Annotated in this window: 13 protein-coding genes; 8 read left to right on the top strand and 5 right to left on the bottom strand. The window is 65.9% G+C overall.

What is annotated here, in order from left to right; translation table 11 throughout:
- Positions 1 to 30: 30 nt before the first annotated feature.
- The 3 genes from ACFFWD_RS27515 (at position 31) to ACFFWD_RS27505 (ending at position 2,744) form a co-directional block, all read left to right on the top strand.
- Positions 31 to 561, top strand: coding sequence for a hypothetical protein (locus ACFFWD_RS27515; RefSeq protein ID WP_376970561.1), 531 nt, complete (start codon positions 31 to 33; stop codon positions 559 to 561).
- A 112-nt stretch (positions 562 to 673) separates the two neighbouring features.
- Positions 674 to 1,366 (top strand): winged helix-turn-helix domain-containing protein, encoded by a 693-nt coding sequence (locus ACFFWD_RS27510; RefSeq protein WP_376970605.1) that lies wholly within the window; start codon positions 674 to 676, stop codon positions 1,364 to 1,366.
- Positions 1,353 to 2,744 carry a sensor histidine kinase gene (locus ACFFWD_RS27505; protein WP_376970558.1) on the top strand — a complete coding sequence of 464 codons (1,392 nt, stop codon included), beginning with the start codon at positions 1,353 to 1,355 and terminating at the stop codon, positions 2,742 to 2,744. Before ACFFWD_RS27510 ends, ACFFWD_RS27505 begins: the two co-directional genes overlap by 14 nt.
- Positions 2,745 to 3,511: 767 nt before the next feature.
- Here the strand turns inward: ACFFWD_RS27505 and ACFFWD_RS27500 are convergent.
- From ACFFWD_RS27500 to ACFFWD_RS27490, 3 genes are all read right to left on the bottom strand, one after another.
- A complete protein-coding gene (locus ACFFWD_RS27500; RefSeq protein ID WP_376970555.1) occupies positions 3,512 to 3,889 on the bottom strand; it encodes a response regulator transcription factor in 378 nt (125 codons plus the stop codon).
- Positions 3,886 to 4,752 (bottom strand): S1C family serine protease, encoded by an 867-nt coding sequence (locus ACFFWD_RS27495; protein WP_376970552.1) that lies wholly within the window; start codon positions 4,750 to 4,752, stop codon positions 3,886 to 3,888. Before ACFFWD_RS27495 ends, ACFFWD_RS27500 begins: the two co-directional genes overlap by 4 nt.
- Positions 4,753 to 4,936: 184 nt before the next feature.
- Positions 4,937 to 5,950, bottom strand: coding sequence for an AraC family transcriptional regulator (locus ACFFWD_RS27490; RefSeq protein WP_376970550.1), 1,014 nt, complete (start codon positions 5,948 to 5,950; stop codon positions 4,937 to 4,939).
- Between the two features lie 250 nt (positions 5,951 to 6,200).
- On the opposite strand from ACFFWD_RS27490, the gene ACFFWD_RS27485 reads away from it, so the two are divergent.
- The 3 genes from ACFFWD_RS27485 (at position 6,201) to ACFFWD_RS27475 (ending at position 9,439) form a co-directional block, all read left to right on the top strand.
- Entirely contained in the window at positions 6,201 to 6,650 is a 450-nt protein-coding gene (locus ACFFWD_RS27485; RefSeq protein WP_376970548.1) for a cupin domain-containing protein, read from the top strand.
- 132 nt (positions 6,651 to 6,782) lie between these two features.
- Positions 6,783 to 8,300: a flavin-containing monooxygenase gene (locus ACFFWD_RS27480; protein WP_376970545.1), complete on the top strand. Its 1,518-nt coding sequence runs from the start codon at positions 6,783 to 6,785 to the stop codon at positions 8,298 to 8,300.
- A gap of 71 nt (positions 8,301 to 8,371) precedes the next feature.
- Positions 8,372 to 9,439, top strand: a complete 1,068-nt coding sequence (locus ACFFWD_RS27475; RefSeq protein WP_376970542.1) for a maleylacetate reductase — start codon at positions 8,372 to 8,374, stop codon at positions 9,437 to 9,439.
- Between the two features lie 9 nt (positions 9,440 to 9,448).
- Here ACFFWD_RS27475 and ACFFWD_RS27470 read toward each other — a convergent pair whose 3' ends face one another.
- Together ACFFWD_RS27470 and ACFFWD_RS27465 are read right to left on the bottom strand one after the other, a co-directional pair.
- The gene (locus tag ACFFWD_RS27470) at positions 9,449 to 10,906 is read right to left on the bottom strand and encodes a GH1 family beta-glucosidase (protein ID WP_376970539.1); all 1,458 of its coding nucleotides are present in this window, start codon (positions 10,904 to 10,906) and stop codon (positions 9,449 to 9,451) included.
- Positions 10,896 to 11,894 carry a glycoside hydrolase family 16 protein gene (locus tag ACFFWD_RS27465; RefSeq protein ID WP_376970537.1) on the bottom strand — a complete coding sequence of 333 codons (999 nt, stop codon included), beginning with the start codon at positions 11,892 to 11,894 and terminating at the stop codon, positions 10,896 to 10,898. The genes ACFFWD_RS27470 and ACFFWD_RS27465 overlap by 11 nt, the downstream gene beginning before the upstream one ends.
- Before the next feature lie 218 nt (positions 11,895 to 12,112).
- On the opposite strand from ACFFWD_RS27465, the gene ACFFWD_RS27460 reads away from it, so the two are divergent.
- On the top strand, positions 12,113 to 14,776 hold the full coding sequence (locus ACFFWD_RS27460; RefSeq protein ID WP_376970534.1) for a M1 family metallopeptidase: 2,664 nt from the start codon (positions 12,113 to 12,115) through the stop codon (positions 14,774 to 14,776).
- 70 nt (positions 14,777 to 14,846) lie between these two features.
- Positions 14,847 to 16,499: an acetolactate synthase large subunit gene (locus tag ACFFWD_RS27455; RefSeq protein WP_376970532.1), complete on the top strand. Its 1,653-nt coding sequence runs from the start codon at positions 14,847 to 14,849 to the stop codon at positions 16,497 to 16,499.
- The last annotated feature ends 26 nt before the right edge of the window (positions 16,500 to 16,525 follow it).

Here is a 16,525-nt window from a genome sequence, read left to right as displayed (position 1 = left end):
TGCCGCGGTCCAACGAGGGAGGATCTTTCGATGAAGCACAGGTTCTTCACTAGCCTCATGGCGGCGACGCTCGCCGCCAGCGTGGCGTTTGCGCCGGTGGCCTTCGCCAGAGGTGGCGGCGGCTTCGGTGGCGGCGGCGGGCATGGCGGCGGCTTCGGTGGCGGCGGCGGGCATGGCGGTGGCTTTGGCGGCGGCGGCATGCATGGTGGCGGCTTCGGCGGCGGGATGCATGGCGGTGGGTTCGGAGGCGGCATGCGCGGCGGCGGGGCCTTTGCGGCCATGGGCGGCGGCGCACATTTCAGCGGCGCACATTTCGGCGGTCCGCGTTTCGTCGGCGCACCGGCGATCGGGCCGCGGTTTGCCGGCGCCGGATTCCACGGCGCGCGCTTCTTCCATCGTGGCGCTTTCTTCCATCACCGCTTCGTGCACCATCGCTTCCACCGGTTCGCCTTCTTCGGCGCGCCCTTCGTCTACGCCGGCTACTATGACGGCTGCTACCGGCGGACATGGACGCCTTACGGGTGGCATTGGGTCAACGTGTGCGGGGACTACTGGTACTAGCGCCTGCGAGCCGCACCGTTGCCGCGGTCGTCACCAGGCATTTCCGTCTGTCCCGGGATTGGGATAGTCTGGTGGCGACCGTCGCACCGGCCGTTCGGAGAGTTTTGAGATGATGCCCGGAGGTCACCGCCGCATCCTCGTCGTCGAGGACGATCCGGAAACCGCAGGCCAGCTCGTCGAAGAGCTGACGACCAGCGGCTATGAGGTCGATCTGGCGGCGAACGGCCGCGAGGCGCTGAGCCGGGGCGCGGCGCGCGACTATGCGGTGATCACGATCGATCGCATGCTTCCCGACATCGACGGCATCACGGTGATGCGGCAGATGCGCGACGACGGGATCGGTTCGCCCTTCCTGATCATCAGCGCACTCGGGGAGGTCGACGACCGGGTGCGCGGCCTGCGCGCCGGCGGCGACGACTATCTGGTCAAGCCGTTCTCCTTCGTCGAATTGCTGGCGCGCCTGGAGGCACTGGGCCGGCGCAGCGAGACCATTGCCAAGGAGACCATCCTGCGGGTCGGCGACCTCGCCGTCGACCTGATCTCGCGGACGGCGAGCCGCGGCGGCCGGAAGATTCCGTTGCTGCCGAAGGAATTCCAGCTGCTCGAATATCTCGCGCGCAACGAAGGCCGCGTGGTGTCGCGCGCCATGCTGTTGCAGCATGTCTGGGACCTGCATTTCGATCCCTCCACCAACATCATCGACGTCTATGTCGGCCGCGTGCGCCGCAAGGTCGACGATCAGCAAGCCTATCCGCTGATCCATACGATCCGCGGCATCGGGTACTGCCTCCGTGCTCCTGGCTAAGACCTTAACGTCATCGACGTTCAAGCTGGCGTTGATCGCCATCGGCACCTTCGGCCTGATCGTCTCTGCGATCTTCGCCTATGTCTTCTGGTCCACCGCCGACTACGTGCGGAGCCGGTCGGATCGCGCGATCATGGCCGAGCAGGCGAGCCTGCGCGAGGCCTATGTGCGGTCGGGACGCGACGGGTTGGTCGAATTGATCCGGCAGCGCATCGCGGACAGGGGCTTTGCCGATCACGTCTATGTCCTGGTCGGGCCGGGATCGGCGGTGCTCGCCGGAAACCTCAAGCGATGGCCCGATGGCGCCGCCGAGCGGGGATGGACCGAATTTCGCGCGTCGATACCGACGCTCGCGGCGGAGAACCCGCTGGTGCGGGGGGTGACCGAGACCTTCGCCAATGGCGACCGGCTGCTGGTCGGTCGCGACATCAGCGATCTCGACGGCTTTACCGCGCGGATCAGGGCGGCTGGGGTCGCAGTTGCCGTTCTGCTTTTCGTGCTGGCGGCCGTCGCCAGCATCGGGGTGACGCGACGAACCGTCGGCCGTATCGAATCCATCAATGCGACGAGCCGCGCCATCATGCAGGCCGGGCTCGACCTGCGCATTCCGCTCCACGGCAGCCATGACGAGTGGGATCGCGTTGCCGAGAACCTCAACCAGATGCTCGACCGGATCGAGACCCTGATGGGGGAGGTGAAACAGGCGAGCGACAACGTTGCGCACGACCTGCGCACGCCGTTGACCCGCATGCGCGGGCGGCTGGAGAAAGCCTATCACGCGCCGCGGAACAGCGAGGGCGACGCGGCGCTAATCGGCGACACCATCGCCGATCTCGATTCGGTGCTGCGGATGTTCGCCTCGATCACGCGGATCTCGGAGATCGAGACGCGGGCCCGCAAGCACGCGTTTCGCACCGTCAACCTCGTCGAGATCGCCGACGAGGTGGTCGAACTCTACGACGCCGCGGCCGAGCAGGATGCGACTCGTCTCCGCCTCGCCGGGGTCAGTGAGGTGCCGGTGACCGGCGATCGCGACCTCTTGTTCGATGCGATCGCCAATCTCGTCGACAATGCCATCAAGCACGGCCGCCCCGGCGGACACGTGACCGTGAGCTGCCACAATTGCGAGGGCGGCGCGGTGATTTCGGTCGCCGACGACGGTCCCGGCATTCCCACCGACCAGCACGACCGCGTCTTCAAGCGGTTCTATCGGCTCGAGCAGAGCCGCTATACGCCGGGCAACGGCCTCGGCCTCAGCCTGGTCGCGGCGGTCGCCAGCCTGCACGGGGCGAAGATCGAACTGCACGACAACGCGCCCGGGCTGTTGGTCAGGCTGTCCTTCCCCGCGCCGGCCGGCCAGAGCACGATGGGCACGTAAGGCGGCGCCCCTGCCACTGATTTGCCCGACGGCGCAAGTGCCTCATTGAAAAATATTTCGGTTTTTCGGAAGCAAAAATCAGTGTAGTGATACGCCCGTCTCACCCGACACGAGGGGCGGCTCGCGATCGTCACGAACGTGGTGTGGGATGCGGTGGACGCTAAGCGCGCAACTGACGAGTGCGTGTGAGGCGGACGGTGAAGTCGTGTGGTCCTGACGCCCCAGTGGTTTGTCTCCTCGCAAGACGCGCGAAACGTCCTGCGAAGACGGTGACAAACAAGCCCGGTCTCGCCGGGGAGAGCACGAAATAAGCCGTAAAGCCATCGCGCAGGGAAAGCCGGAGTGTTTCCGGTTTCACCTGTGGTCCTACCTCCCGAGCTTTTTGTTGCTCGGGACCCATGGGTGCGATCGGCACCCGGCTTTCCCTGCGCCCTCTGCTCTTAGAGGGTGGAACGAGATGCAAAGCTCGGACGATTCACGTCGCGAGAATGCGGACGTGTATCCTCACAGTCGTCATGCCCCGCGCATGCGGGGCATCCAGTACGCCGCGGCCTCTCGGCTCAAGCGCTGACGTCTCTGGAATACTGGATCACCCGCATTCGCGGGTGATGACACCGCGAATGGGCTGTTTGATATGTGAATCGGAAGGTTTCCTCCGTCATTGCGAGGAGCGAAGCGACGAAGCAATCCATCTTTCCCCGAGTTGAGACATGGATTGCTTCGCTTGCGCTCGCAATGACGCGAACGGGGCGCCCAACTCCATCCCCCTACAAATTAATCACCCCGCGCCGTGCCGCGTGCGCGACGGCGTCGGTGCGGCCGGTGGCGTCGAGCTTGTCGAGCAGCGAGCCGACGTGAAACTTGGCGGTGTGGACCGAGATGCCGAGTCGTCGTGCGATCATCTTGTTCGATGCGCCCTCGGCGAGCAGCGCCAGCACGTCGAGCTCGCGCGGCGTCAGCTCGAAGTCGCCGGGGGAGGCTGCCGCGTCCCGATCGCGCGAGACGATCGCCGCGGCGGCTGCTTCTCCCGGCGCGGCAAGGCGGAGGCCAGCGACGCCGCCAAGCAGCGTCGCCAGCCGGTCCGCAAGGACGGGGTCGTCGATCTCGAGCGAGATCACGATGTCTGGCGTGGTTTGCTCGCTCACGTCTCCGGCCTTTCGCCGATCGTCACCTTGAACTGCATCGGCTCGCCGCCGCGGCGGACCGTCACGTCGACGGTCGTGCCGACGCTCTGTGGTCCGAGCGACCGCGACAGCGCCCGCACGCCGGACAGCTTCTCGCCGTCGACGGCGACGATCACGTCGCCTTGCCGGATTCCCGCGGCCGCCGAGGGGCCACCTTTGTCGACATTCATCACCATCGCGCCGATGCCGTCGTCGAGGCGGATCGGCTGTAGGCCGACGCCGAGATATCCGCGCGCGATGCGGCCGCGGCTCTCGAGCTGGGCCGCGACCCGCGCGATGGTGGCGGTCGGGATCGTGAGCACGCGCCGCGGCCCGAGCACCGCCATCCCGAAGGCCTCGCCGTCGGTGTTGAGTGCGAGGCCGCCTTGCTGGCTGTGCCGCAGCCGGACATCCAGCTCGATCCTGGCGTCGATGTCGCCGCCGCGCAGGCTGCGCCACGGGGCGCCCGACAGCGAGACCATGCCGAGCCGTGCCGTTGGGGCGCCTCGGTCGGCGGCGACCACGACCGCAAGCGATCCCAGCGCCGGGGTCGTGGCCGACAGCTTGGCCGGTGCGATGTCGCCGTCGAACCGCAGCAGCGCGATGTCGGTCGTATGGTCGCGTCCGGCGATAACAGCGCCTTTGGTGCTGCCGTCGGAGAGCTGGATCTCGATCTCGCCTTCGTCGGCCAGCGCCTCGTCGGCGGTGATGACGAGACCGGGTTTCCAGACGAAACCGGAGGCCCGCAGGCGATGCGAATGCACCGAGACGATCGCCGGCGCAGTGCGCGCGATCGTCTCCGAAAGCGCTGACGAGAGTGAGGAAAGGGTGGTCGGTTCGGTCATGGGGAAGCTCCTTTGCTTCCATCAATCTGGGATATCGCCGCGGGTGCGGATACTGGCCGGATGGGCAGGGGCGCGCGTTCCCGGGCGACAAAGATGTGGTCGGGATGCGGCGGGCGCAATGTGCGGAAGTCAGGAGATGTCGTGCTCAGGCACTGGCGGCCGCTCGATCGCGGCGCATTTCGGCTCAGCTCAGCGGCCGCAGCGTCGCACGCGGGCTCTCGCCGAACTTGGCGCGGTAGGCGCTGGCCATGCGGCTCAGATGGGTGAAGCCGAGGTCGAAGGCGATGTCGACGATCCGCTCGCCCGGCCGCGCCGTCTTCAGCCGCGCATTGAGCTGCGCGAGGCGGATGTCGAGCAGCATGTCCGAGATCGTGGAGCCGAAATGGCGGCGGAAGCCGATTTGCAGCGCGCGGATGCCGGTGCCCGCGACGCCGGCGAGCTCGGCGAGGTCGAGCGGCTCGGTGGCGCGCGTCTCCAGATAGGCCCGCGCCCGCTTCAGCGCCGCCGGTTGGCTCTCGGCGCGGCCGTTGAAGACATCGATCGCGCCGCTCAGGCTATGCCGCTGACCGTTGAGCAGGGCGTTGAGCAACGCCTCGCGCCAATCGGCCGCCGCGATCGCGGGCAACCGCTTCTGTGGCCCGAGCTGTTCGGCGACTGTCACGAGATGCTCGATTCTCGCCGCGAGCGTCCGCCCCAGCGATCCGGTCAGTTCGACCGCGGGATCGAATTCGACCGGCCGGACCGCCGTGCCGCCCAGCGCCGCGGCGCGATGCTCGACGAGCTTGCGGTCGAGCAGCAGGATCAGCTGGGCGCAATCGCCGCGCCAGGTCATCTCGGTCGGGATCGTCGGCGACAGCAGCGATGCGGCGCGTTCCGGTCCGGTCGCCAGCTCGCGCGCTGCGGTCCGGATCGAGGCCGAGCCGGACAGCGGCATCTGCAGCAGGAAGAAGCGGTCGAGGCAGCCCGGATTGATCGACACCGATCCGCCATAGGCGACGTAGTTGATGGAAAACCCGTCGAAGCCGGCGCAATTGTGCAGCGCGCAGAAATCCTGCTCAGAGTGATCGACCGGCTTGAGATCATGCGGACAGAAGATGCGCCCGATCGCCTCGGCTGCGTCGTCGACCCGCGCGGTCGACACGCGCGCGAACGCCTTGAGCCGCGCCTTCGCCGAAACCTCTGCGCTGATCGCAATCACGCCGGCCGTCCGGAGTTGTTTGAGGTCTAAAACATCGCCAGCCTAGTGCATCTGCCGGCAAAGGGGAACGCGGTTTTGCGGGCGCAATCTGCCCGATCCTTGCGCAGGCGGTGCGCGGACTTTGGACAGGCGTGCTGCCGCATTGCAGCATGATCGGCCAATTCGCGGATTCGTTTATCGGCTAGACAGCCATCAGGACCGGCGACAGGCTCAAGCTCCGCAATGCGCATTCAATCTGGAGGAGGCTGACATGGGCACGCTCGAAAAAGGCATCACACGAAACGGCACCGGCTATGGCGGCAAGACCTGGAACATCCTGGGTCAGGTCTATTATCCGAAGGCCGTGACCGACTCGACCTTCGCCTTCGAAACCAACAGCGATCCCGGCCAGTTCGTACCGGTGCACATCCACCCGACCCAGGACGAGTTCATTCTGGTGCAGGAAGGCGTGCTCGACCTCAAGCTCGACGGCGTCTGGGTGCAGGCCAAGGCCGGCGACCTCGTCCGCATGCCGCGCGGCATTCCGCACGGCTATTTCAACAAGTCGGACAAGCCGGCGCGCGCGCTGTTCTGGGTGTCGCCGATGCAGAAGCTCGAGGCGCTGTTCGAGAAGCTGCACAATCTGCAGGACCCCGCCGAGGTGGTGCGGATCTCCGCCGAGCACGAGGTGGACTTTCTGCCGCCGGAGGCCAACGAGTAAGCGCCCGGCCGCGCCGGGCGGACACTTCAGACACCGCGCACGCGATACAGGAATTGCCGGGGGCAGGCCCCGGCAATGACGGGAAGGCATGCGCTTCAAGGAATGAGCCAGTTCACTTATCGGAGCGGTTTCATGGTCAAGCAGAAGCACGTTTGCATCATCGGCGCCGGCGTGTCGGGCCTCGCCGCCGGCAAGGCCTTTGCCACGCGTGGACACAAGGTGACGATCATCGAGCGCAGCGGCGATCTCGGCGGCGTCTGGGAGCCGGCGCGCTCCTATCCCGATGTCCAGACCCAGAGCCCGAAGGACCTCTATCGCTACACCGACCGGGCGATGCCGGAGTCCTATCCGGAATGGCCGAAGGGCCCGCAGGTCCATGCCTATCTGCGCGACTACGCCCGTTCGCACGGGCTCGACGGCGCGATGCGCTTCAACACCAAGGTCGTGGCGATGAAGCGCCGCGCCGACGGCAAGCCCGGCTGGACCCTCGAGCTTGCAGGCAGCGACGGCGCAACCGGCCATGAGGATTTCGACTTCGTTGCCGTCTGCACCGGCCAGTTCAACGAGCCGCAAACGCTGTCGCTTGCCGGCGAGGACGGCTTCAAGGCACAGGGCGGCCAGATCCTGCATTCCTCGCAATATGGCGATCCGATGCTCGCCAAGGGACGCAAGGTCGTCGTGCTCGGCGGCTCGAAGTCGGCGACCGACATCGCGGTGAACGCAGTCAGTTCCGGCGCCAGCGAGGTCACCATCGTCTACCGCGAGCCGGTGTGGCGGATTCCCTATTTCGTCGGCGGTCTCGTCAACTTCAAGCGCATCCTCTACATCCGCGCGCAGGAGGAGATGTTCCGCAGCTGGGGCATTGGGCCGCTGTCGCGGCTCGCGCACGCGATCGCCAAGCCGTTGGTCTGGGCGAACTGGCGCGGGCTCGAGAGCATGTTGAAGCTGCAGCTCAAGCTGAAGCAGTGCGACATGGTGCCGAAGGACAGGATCGAAGACGGCGTCAATTGCTCGGTGCCGATCGCCACTCCCGGCTTCTACCCGATGGTCGCCGACGGTCGCATCAAGGCGGTGCGCGGCACCTTCGATCATTATGACGGCAAGAGCATCGTGATGAGCGGCGGCCAGCGCGTTGCGGCCGATGTCGCGGTGCTCGCGATCGGCTACAAGCTCGGCGTGCCGTTCCTGCCCGCGAGCTATCAGGCCAAACTGGTCGAGCCCGATGGGCAGTACCGGCTGTATCGCCTGATCGCCAATCCCGATCTGCCGGACATGGGCTTCGTCGGCTTCAACTCCAGCTTCTGCACGGTGCTGTGCGCCGACATGGCGGCGAACTGGCTGGTGCGCTATGCGGACGGCCAACTCGCGCGGCAACCGAGTGCGGCCGAAATGAACGACAACATCGCGATGATGCTGCGCTTCAAGCGCGTCGAACGTCCGGCGGCTGGTGTCTATGGCGGGCTTTGCGTCGCGCCCTACCATTTCAAGCATTTCGACGAGCTGTTGGCCGACATCGGCACGTCCGCGCGCCGGCGCAGCCCGCTCGCCGAAAAGTTCACGCCCCCCGACGCGGACGCCTATGCGCGCTTCCTCGCGACCGCGCCGGACTACAAGGCGGTGGCCCCGCCGGTGATGGTCGCCGCGGGTTGACTGGGCGCGGCGGGTGAGTGAAACACCCGTTGTCGTCCGGCGACAAGCCGGAATGCCATGCGGGGTTCGCCATGTCGCAGCCTTTCACCTACCAGGTCAGCCCGATGCGGGTCGTGTTCGGCGTCGGCACGATCGCGAAGCTGCCGGACGAACTCGACCGGCTCGGCATCAGGCGCGCGCTGCTGCTGGCGACGCGGCGGCAGCAGGCCGAGCTCGGCGATGTTGCGGTCTTGACTGGCGGCCGCGCGGCCGGCCTGTTCGACGGCGCGGTGGTGCACACGCCGGTCGTGGTGACGGAACGTGCGATGGACGTGGTGCGCGAGCTCAAGCCCGATGGCGTGGTCGCGATCGGCGCGGGGGCTGCAACGGGCTTGAGCAAGGCGATCGCGCTGCGCACCGACCTGCCGCAACTCATCCTGCCGACCAGCTATGCCGGCTCCGAAATGACGCCGGTGCTCGGCGAGACCGTCGACGGCGTCAAGACGACGCAATCGTCGCCAAAGATCCTGCCGGAGACCGTCATCTATGACGTCAATCTCACGGTCTCGATGCCGGCAAAGTTCTCCGCGATATCAGGTCTCAACGCGATCGCGCACGCGGCCGAAGCGCTCTACGCCAGGGACGGCAATCCGATCACCTCGCTGATGGCGGAGGAGGCCATTGCAAAGCTCGCGTCCGCGCTGCCTGAAGTGGTCGCACGGCCCCGCGACATCGATGCGCGCTCGGACGCGCTCTACGGCGCCTGGCTCTGCGGCGTTTGCCTCGGCACCGTCGGCATGGCCCTGCATCACAAGCTCTGCCACACGGTCGGCGCGCTGTTCGACCTGCCGCACGCCGAGACTCATGCGGTGTTGCTGCCGCACACCGTCGCCTACAACACGCCCGCCGCGCCCGAGGCGCTCGGTCGCGCGGCGAGGGCACTTGGTTCGCCCGATGCTGCCGCCGGTTTGTTCGAACTATCGGCAAGGCTCGCTGCCCCGCGCTCGCTTGCCGAGATCGGCATGCCCGAAGATGGCATCGAGAAGGCCGCGGAGCTCGCGACCAAAAATCCCTACTGGAATCCACGGCCGATCGAGCAGGGCGGGATTCGCGATCTGCTCAGGCGCGCATGGTCCGGCGCGCCGCCCCAGGCCTCTTGAGGCAATGCCTCATACCCCGATCGCGTTGCGCGCGATCACGTCGCGATAGAATGCCGCGCTGAGCTTCGGGATGCGCGCCTGGGTCTCGAAGTCGACCCGGTACAGGCCGAAACGCTTCCCGTAGCCGAAGATCCATTCGAAATTATCCATCAGGCTCCACAGGAAATAGCCACGCACCGGCGCGCCTTCGGCGATCGCGCGCTGGAGTTGGGTCAAATAGTTGCGCAGGAACATGATGCGGTCGAGGTCGTAGATCTGGCCGTCTGGATGGATCCTGTCCTCTCCCGACGTCCCGTTCTCGCTGATGTAAATATCCTTGATGTTCCAGATCTTCGCGGCGATTCGCGGCGCCCAATAGATCACCTCCGGCGCAATTCGCAGCCATTCGGAATTCATGTGTGGAAACGACGCAGGCATCGGCAGCGGCCGCCAGCCGGGAGCGCGGTCGGTTGCGACGATGTAATATTGCGGCGCGTAGATGTTCAGGCCGACGAAGTCGATGGGCTGCGAGATGATCTTGAGCTCTTCCGCGGTGAACCTTGGCGCTGCTGCCCTCGCATATTGCAGGAAGCCCTCGGTGTACTTGCCTTCATGCACCACACCAAGGAAGCCCGAGTTGAACTCGCGCGTCGCCATTTCGGTGGCGCGGATATTTTCCGGCGTGTTGATCGCAGGCACGCAGGCCGTGATGTTCTCGGCGAAGCCGACCCGCGTTCCGGGGCGTCCCCTGGCGCGGATCGCCTGTACCGCAAGGCCATGTCCCAGCGCGACGTGGTGGCGCGCCTGGTTGACTTCTGCATCGGGCAGCGTGAGCCCGGGCGCATCGATGCCGAGGCCATAGCCAAAGTAGAGGAAACGTCCGACCTCGTTCACCGTGAAGATGTTCCTTACCCGATCGGTCAGCCGTTCTGCGACATAGCCGGCATAATCGCCGAATGCCTTCGACGTATCGCTTGAGCGCCAGCCGCCGACGCGGTCCTGCAGCGCCTGCGGCAGGTCCCAGTGATAGAGCGTGGCATAGGGGGTGATGCCGTTCGCCAGCAATTCGTCGACCAGACGATTGTAGAAGTCGAGGCCCTTCGGGTTCGCCGCGCCGGTGCCGTCAGGAAATATCCGCGGCCAGGCGATCGAGAAGCGATAGGCTTTCGCGCCGAGATCCTTGATGAGCTGCACGTCACCCTTGTAGCGGTGATAGTGCTCGTTGGCGCGGTCGCCATTGCTGCCGTCCTCGATCTTGCCCGGCGTGTGGCTGAAGGTGTCCCAGATCGATTTTCCGCGGCCGTCCTCGTTGACGGCGCCCTCGACCTGGTACGAGGACGTCGCCGTGCCCCAGACGAAGCCGTCGGGGAAGCTCGCCGCCGCGACCGGGTTGGCGGCGCTCTCGGCCGCCAGCGCCGGCGCCGTCAGGCCGAGCGCGGAGAGGCCTGCGAGCCCGGCAAATTGCCGACGCGAGAATTCATCTGACATTACTTGCTCCCGTCGGGGTCATGTCGATCTGGTAGGCGGAGATGCGGTCGATCTCAAACGAAACAGTCACCGGCGACTCGGCATCGACGAAGCCGACGCCGCCGAAGAACTTCGAGCCCATCGCCAGATTCACGATCATGTACATCGGGTCGTCGAAGCCGATCGGTACCCTGATGTCGGACACCGGCCTGCGGTCGATGAAATAGATCAGGCGATCGGGCTGCCACAGTACGCCGTAGTTATGGAAATCGGCCTCGGCGCCCGATACCGCGAAGTCGAAGCCGCAGGATTCAATGCGGCCGGTTGCAGGGATCCGCCAATGGGTCGTCATCACGAGGTCGCCGGGTCGCTGTCCGCGCCCTTCCACTGCGTCGATCTCCGGCGGCCAGCCGCCGTCATCGGCAAGCAGCCAGAATGCCGGCCACACGCCGGTACCGATCGGGATCTTGGCGCGGATTTCGAAATAGCCGTACTGCGAGAACTTGCCCTGGGTCGTCAGGATGCCGGATGTGTATTCATTGTTGAACAGCACCGCCTTCAGGTTGGGTGGTGTGCGGCGGGCCACGATCGACAGCACGCCGTTCTCGATCCGGAACGGGTCGAGCCCGAGCGGCGCCGTCCCGCGTCCGGCGTAGCGCGGATCGACATAGATCTGCTGCTCGCCATTGGCGCTGGTCTTGCGCTTGAAGTCAGAGCCGTCGCCGCCCCAGTAGCGGGCCTCGGGCCAGGCGGCTCCTCCGGCATAGTGCGGCACCCAACGTCCGCCCGACAGCGGATGTTCATCGAAATCGTCGTGGAAGGTCCGGTGCAAGGGCAGGAAGGATAGCGATGATGCCTCCGGCATTCCAATCTTGCGGCACTGGATCATCGCCGGATCGGTCGTCACGGGTAAGGTCAGTTCAAGCGGCGCGCCGTCCGGATCATCAGCCGCGCAGGCCGGCGTCAGCGCCGCAATGAGTCCGATCGTGATCAGAAATTTTGCTGTCATTCGGCGGTCATCACCTGCATCGGGACGGCAGCAAGCGGAAATCCACCCAAGCTAACCTTTCCTGCCATTGTTGGGCAACATGGGCGTAGCCGCGGACGACCGCCGGGTCGCGCAGTTGTCAGTTTCGCCGCGTCACGTTCTCTCCTAGATTGTGCGCGGCGTCATTCGTTCCTGGAATGGCGTTCGACGATATCGACGCCTCCCGTGAACCACACGCAATGAACAGCCACCGCAATCACATCCGATCGACGCTGCTGCGTCGTCTCGCCGCGGCCGCCCTGCTGCTGACTGCGACCGCAGGCGCGCGTGCCGAACCGACATTTTCCTTCGATGGCACGCCCGGAAAGCTGCCGAAGACGGTGATCCCGCTCAGCTATGCGATCGAGCTGACGCCGGACTTCGCAAGCCTTGCGCTGCCTGGTGTCGAAACCGTCGATATCGAGGTGCGCGAGCCGACGGCGCAGCTGACGCTGAACGCGATCAATACCACGTTCGGGGTGGCGATGATCGATGACGGCGCGCAGCGCGCGGAGGTATCGACCGATGCCGTCGCACAGACAGCGACCTTGACCTTCGCGAAGCCGCTTGCAGCCGGCCGCCATACGCTGCGCATCGCATTCACGGCGCAGATCAACAAGTTCGGTACCGGGCTGTTCTCCGTCGATTATCCGACCGATGCGGGAATCAAGCGGCTGATTTCGAGCAAGCTCGAGCCCGCCGATGCGCGGCGGATCTTTCCATGCTGGGACGAGCCTGCATTCAAGGCGACCTTTGCGCTGTCAGTGACGATTCCGCGCAACATGATGGCGGTCGGCAACATGCCGGTCGCACAGGAGGAGCCGGTCGCGGAGAACCTGAAGAAGGTCTCGTTCGCACCGACGCCGACAATGTCGAGCTATCTCTTCGTGCTCACCGTCGGTGAGCTGGAACAGGCGACGGCCGATGCCGACGGGGTGACGATCGGCGTGGTGACGACGGCCGGCAAGAGCGGGCAGGGGCGCTTCGCGCTCGACAGCGTGGTCAAACTGCTCGCCTGGTACAACGACTATTTCGGTGTGAAATACCCGCTGCCGAAGCTCGACCTGATCGCGGTGCCCGGCGGGTTCGGCGGTGCGATGGAGAATTGGGGCGGCATCACCTTTTTCGAGAGCCGGCTGCTGTTCGATCCCGCGACCAACGCGGAGTCCGCGCGGCGCGGCATCTTCGCCATCATCGCGCATGAGATGGCGCATATGTGGTTCGGCGACCTCGTGACCATGGCCTGGTGGGACAATCTCTGGCTCAACGAGGGTTTCGCGAGCTGGATGGCGACCAAGGCCTCGGCGCAGTTCTATCCGCAGTGGCAGAGCTGGCTGAATGGTTACGGCCAGAAGCAATTCGCCATGGGCCTCGATGCGCGGCGCACCTCGCATCCGGTCCAGCAGCCGATCGCCGACCACAGCGAGGCGACCACCGCGTTTGATGCCATCACCTACAACAAGGGCCAGGCGCTGATCCGGATGCTGGAGAATTACCTCGGCGAGCACGCGTTCCGCGACGGCATCCGCAAATACATGGCTGCGCACGCCTACGGCAACAGCACCACCGCCGATCTCTGGCATGCGCTGGAGAGCGCCGCCGGCAAGACGATCGCCGGCGTCGCCGCCTCCTTCACCGAGCAGGATGGCGTGCCCCTGATCGTGGCGGAGACGATCTGCGACGGCGCGTCCCAGCGCATGACGCTGCGGCAGGACCGCTTCGTGATCGCGCCGAAGAGCGCGGCAGCGCTGCCGTCGCGCACCTGGCAGATTCCCGTCGCGGTCGGGCTGGTGCGCGGCACGGCGCCGGAGGAGATGCTGCTGCAGGGCAGCGCCGACATTCCGGCGGGCGCCTGCGGTGAGGCGGTCAAGGTCAATCTCGGCGATATCGGCTACTGCCGCGTCGAATACGGCCCGAACAGCCGCGCCGCGCTGGTGAAGGCGTTCGCTCAGATGTCGATCGACGACCGCCTCAACATCGTCACCGACAGTTGGGCGCTGGTGCAGGCCGGCCGCGCTGAGCCGTCGTCCTATCTCGCGCTGCTTGATCCGCTTGATACGAGCGACCATCGCGCGGTGTGGGACCAGGTGATCTCGTCGCTTGCCGTGCTCAACCGGCTGTCGCGCGACCGCGGCGAGCGGCCGGTGATCCAGGCCTATGCGCGTGCCATGCTGCGCCCACTGCTCGACCGGCTTGGTTGGGATGGCGGTGGCGCTGGTGACGACGACACGGCGCTGTTGCGCGCGAGCCTGATCCGCATGCTTGGCGACCTCGGCGACGATACCGTCATTGCCGAGGCGCGGCGGCGGTTCGCGGCCTTCCTGCAGGATCCCAAGACGCTTTCCAACGCATTGCGCGACCCGGTCGCCCATGTCGTCGGTGTGACCGCCGATCAGTCGACCTATGACACGCTGCTCGCCCTCGCGCGCAAGAGCACCGTGACCAATGAGCGCCTGCGCTACTATTATGCCGCTGCCAGTGCCCGCGACCCCGCGCTCGCCCGCGCCACGCTGGCACTCACTCTGACCGACGAACTGCCCGGCACGATCGTCACCGGTATGATCGGCACCGTTGCATCGACCGCCGAGCAGCCGCAGCTGGCCTGGGATTTCGTGCGGGCGAATTTCGATACGTTGCTCGCGCGGCAGGGGCCGAGCTTCCGCGACCAGTTCGTCCCCAATTTCATGACCAATTTTACCGACGACGCCCACGCCGCGGAACTTGCAGGCTTTGCGCCGGCGCAGTCCACCAGCGGCGGGCGCGTGATGACGGCGCGGGCGCTGGAATCGATCGCGGTTGCGGCCGACTTCAAGGCGCGCGCGCTACCCGCGGTCGATGCCTGGATCAAGGCGCGCAAACCGTAGGGGACTCCCACGGGCTGCGTGAGGCAGCTATGCTTGCCGGGCAGCATCCGGTCGAACATGCGAGGCTGAAATGGTCAAAGGGTCTGATTTGCTGGTCGCTGCCCTCGAGAACGAGGGCGTGGAGCGGGTGTTCGGCGTTCCCGGCGAAGAGAATCTCGATGTCGTCGAGAGCCTGCGCAAATCCTCGATCAAGCTGATCGTCACCCGTCACGAGCAGCCGGCGGCCTTCATGGCGGCAACCTATGGCCGCCTCACCGGAAAGCCCGGCGTGTGCATGACGACGCTCGGGCCCGGTGCGCTCAATCTCACCACCGGCGCTGCCTATGCGCTGCTCGGCGCGATGCCGATGGTGATGATCACCGGGCAGAAGGGCATCATGAGCAGCCGGCAGGCCAAGTTCCAGATCGTCGACATTGTCTCAACGTTCCGCCCGTTGACCAAGCTGTCGCTGCAGATCATAGGCCCGGCGACCATCCCGACCCTGGTTCGCGATGCGTTCCGGATCGCGATGCAGGAGCGGCCGGGCCCGGTGCTGCTCGAATTGCCGGAGGATATCGCGGGCGAGGAGACGGAGCCGGTGGCCATGATACCGCCGCATCCGATCGAGATCCCGGTGGCGCATGCGGCGGCCCTCGACCGCGCCGCCGAGATGATCCTGAAGGCGCAGCGCCCGCTGATCATGCTGGGCGCTGCGGCCTCGCGCCCGCGCAGCACCGCCGGCATCGGCGACTTCGTCCGCCGCACCCAGATCCCGTTCTTCACCACCCAGATGGGCAAGGGCACGGTCTCCGGCGGCACCAATTTGTACATGGGGACCGCGGCGCTCAGCGAGCGCGACTATGTGCACGAGGCGATCGATCGCGCCGACCTCATCATCGCGATCGGCCACGACACGATCGAGAAGCCGCCCTTCATCATGGGGCCGAAGGGGCCGCAGGTGGTCCATGTCAGCTACACGGCGGCGAATGTCGAACAGGTCTACTTTCCGCAATGTGAGGTGATCGGCGACGTCGGCCCGAGCCTCGCATTGCTGGCGGATCGCGTAGCCGGAAAGCTGCCTCACGCCAGCGCGCTCGTCAGCCTGCGCGAAGGCATCCTCGCCAGGATCACCGACCGGGCCACCGAAGGCCACTGGCCGCCGACGCCGCAGCGCATCGTGCACGATGTGCGGCAGGTGATCCCCGCGGATGGCATCGTTGCGCTCGACAACGGCATGTACAAGATCTGGTTCGCGCGCAACTACCGCACGCTGCTGGCGAACTCGCTGCTGCTCGACAACGCGCTTGCGACGATGGGCGCGGGGCTGCCGTCGGCGATGATGGCGGCGATGCTCTATCCGAACACAAGGGTGCTCGCGGTGTGCGGCGACGGCGGCTTCATGATGAACTCGCAGGAGCTGGAGACCGCCGTCCGCCTCAAGCTCAATCTCGTGATCCTGATCCTGGAGGATTCGGCCTACGGCATGATCCGCTGGAAGCAGGCGGTCGATCACTTCCAGGATTTCGGTCTCACCTTCGGCAATCCGGATTTCGTCAAATATGCCGAGAGCTACGGCGCCAAGGGATCGCGGATCGAGAGCACGGATGCGATCGTGCCGACGCTGGAGCGCGCCTTCGCCGGCGGCGGCGTCCATCTCGTCGTGGTTCCGATCGATTATTCCGAGAATAAGCGGGTGCTGGTCGACGAACTCCGCGAGAAGGTGCAGCAGATCGACGTGTCGTGACGCCTCGCGGCGCATTCGGCGAGGAA

Origin of the sequence: Bradyrhizobium erythrophlei (genome assembly GCF_042430365.1) — a bacterium.
Taxonomy (GTDB): Bacteria; Pseudomonadota; Alphaproteobacteria; order Rhizobiales; family Xanthobacteraceae; genus Bradyrhizobium; species Bradyrhizobium erythrophlei.
Note: the sequence above shows the minus strand (reverse complement) of the source record. Positions and strands in the feature narration are given on the sequence as shown.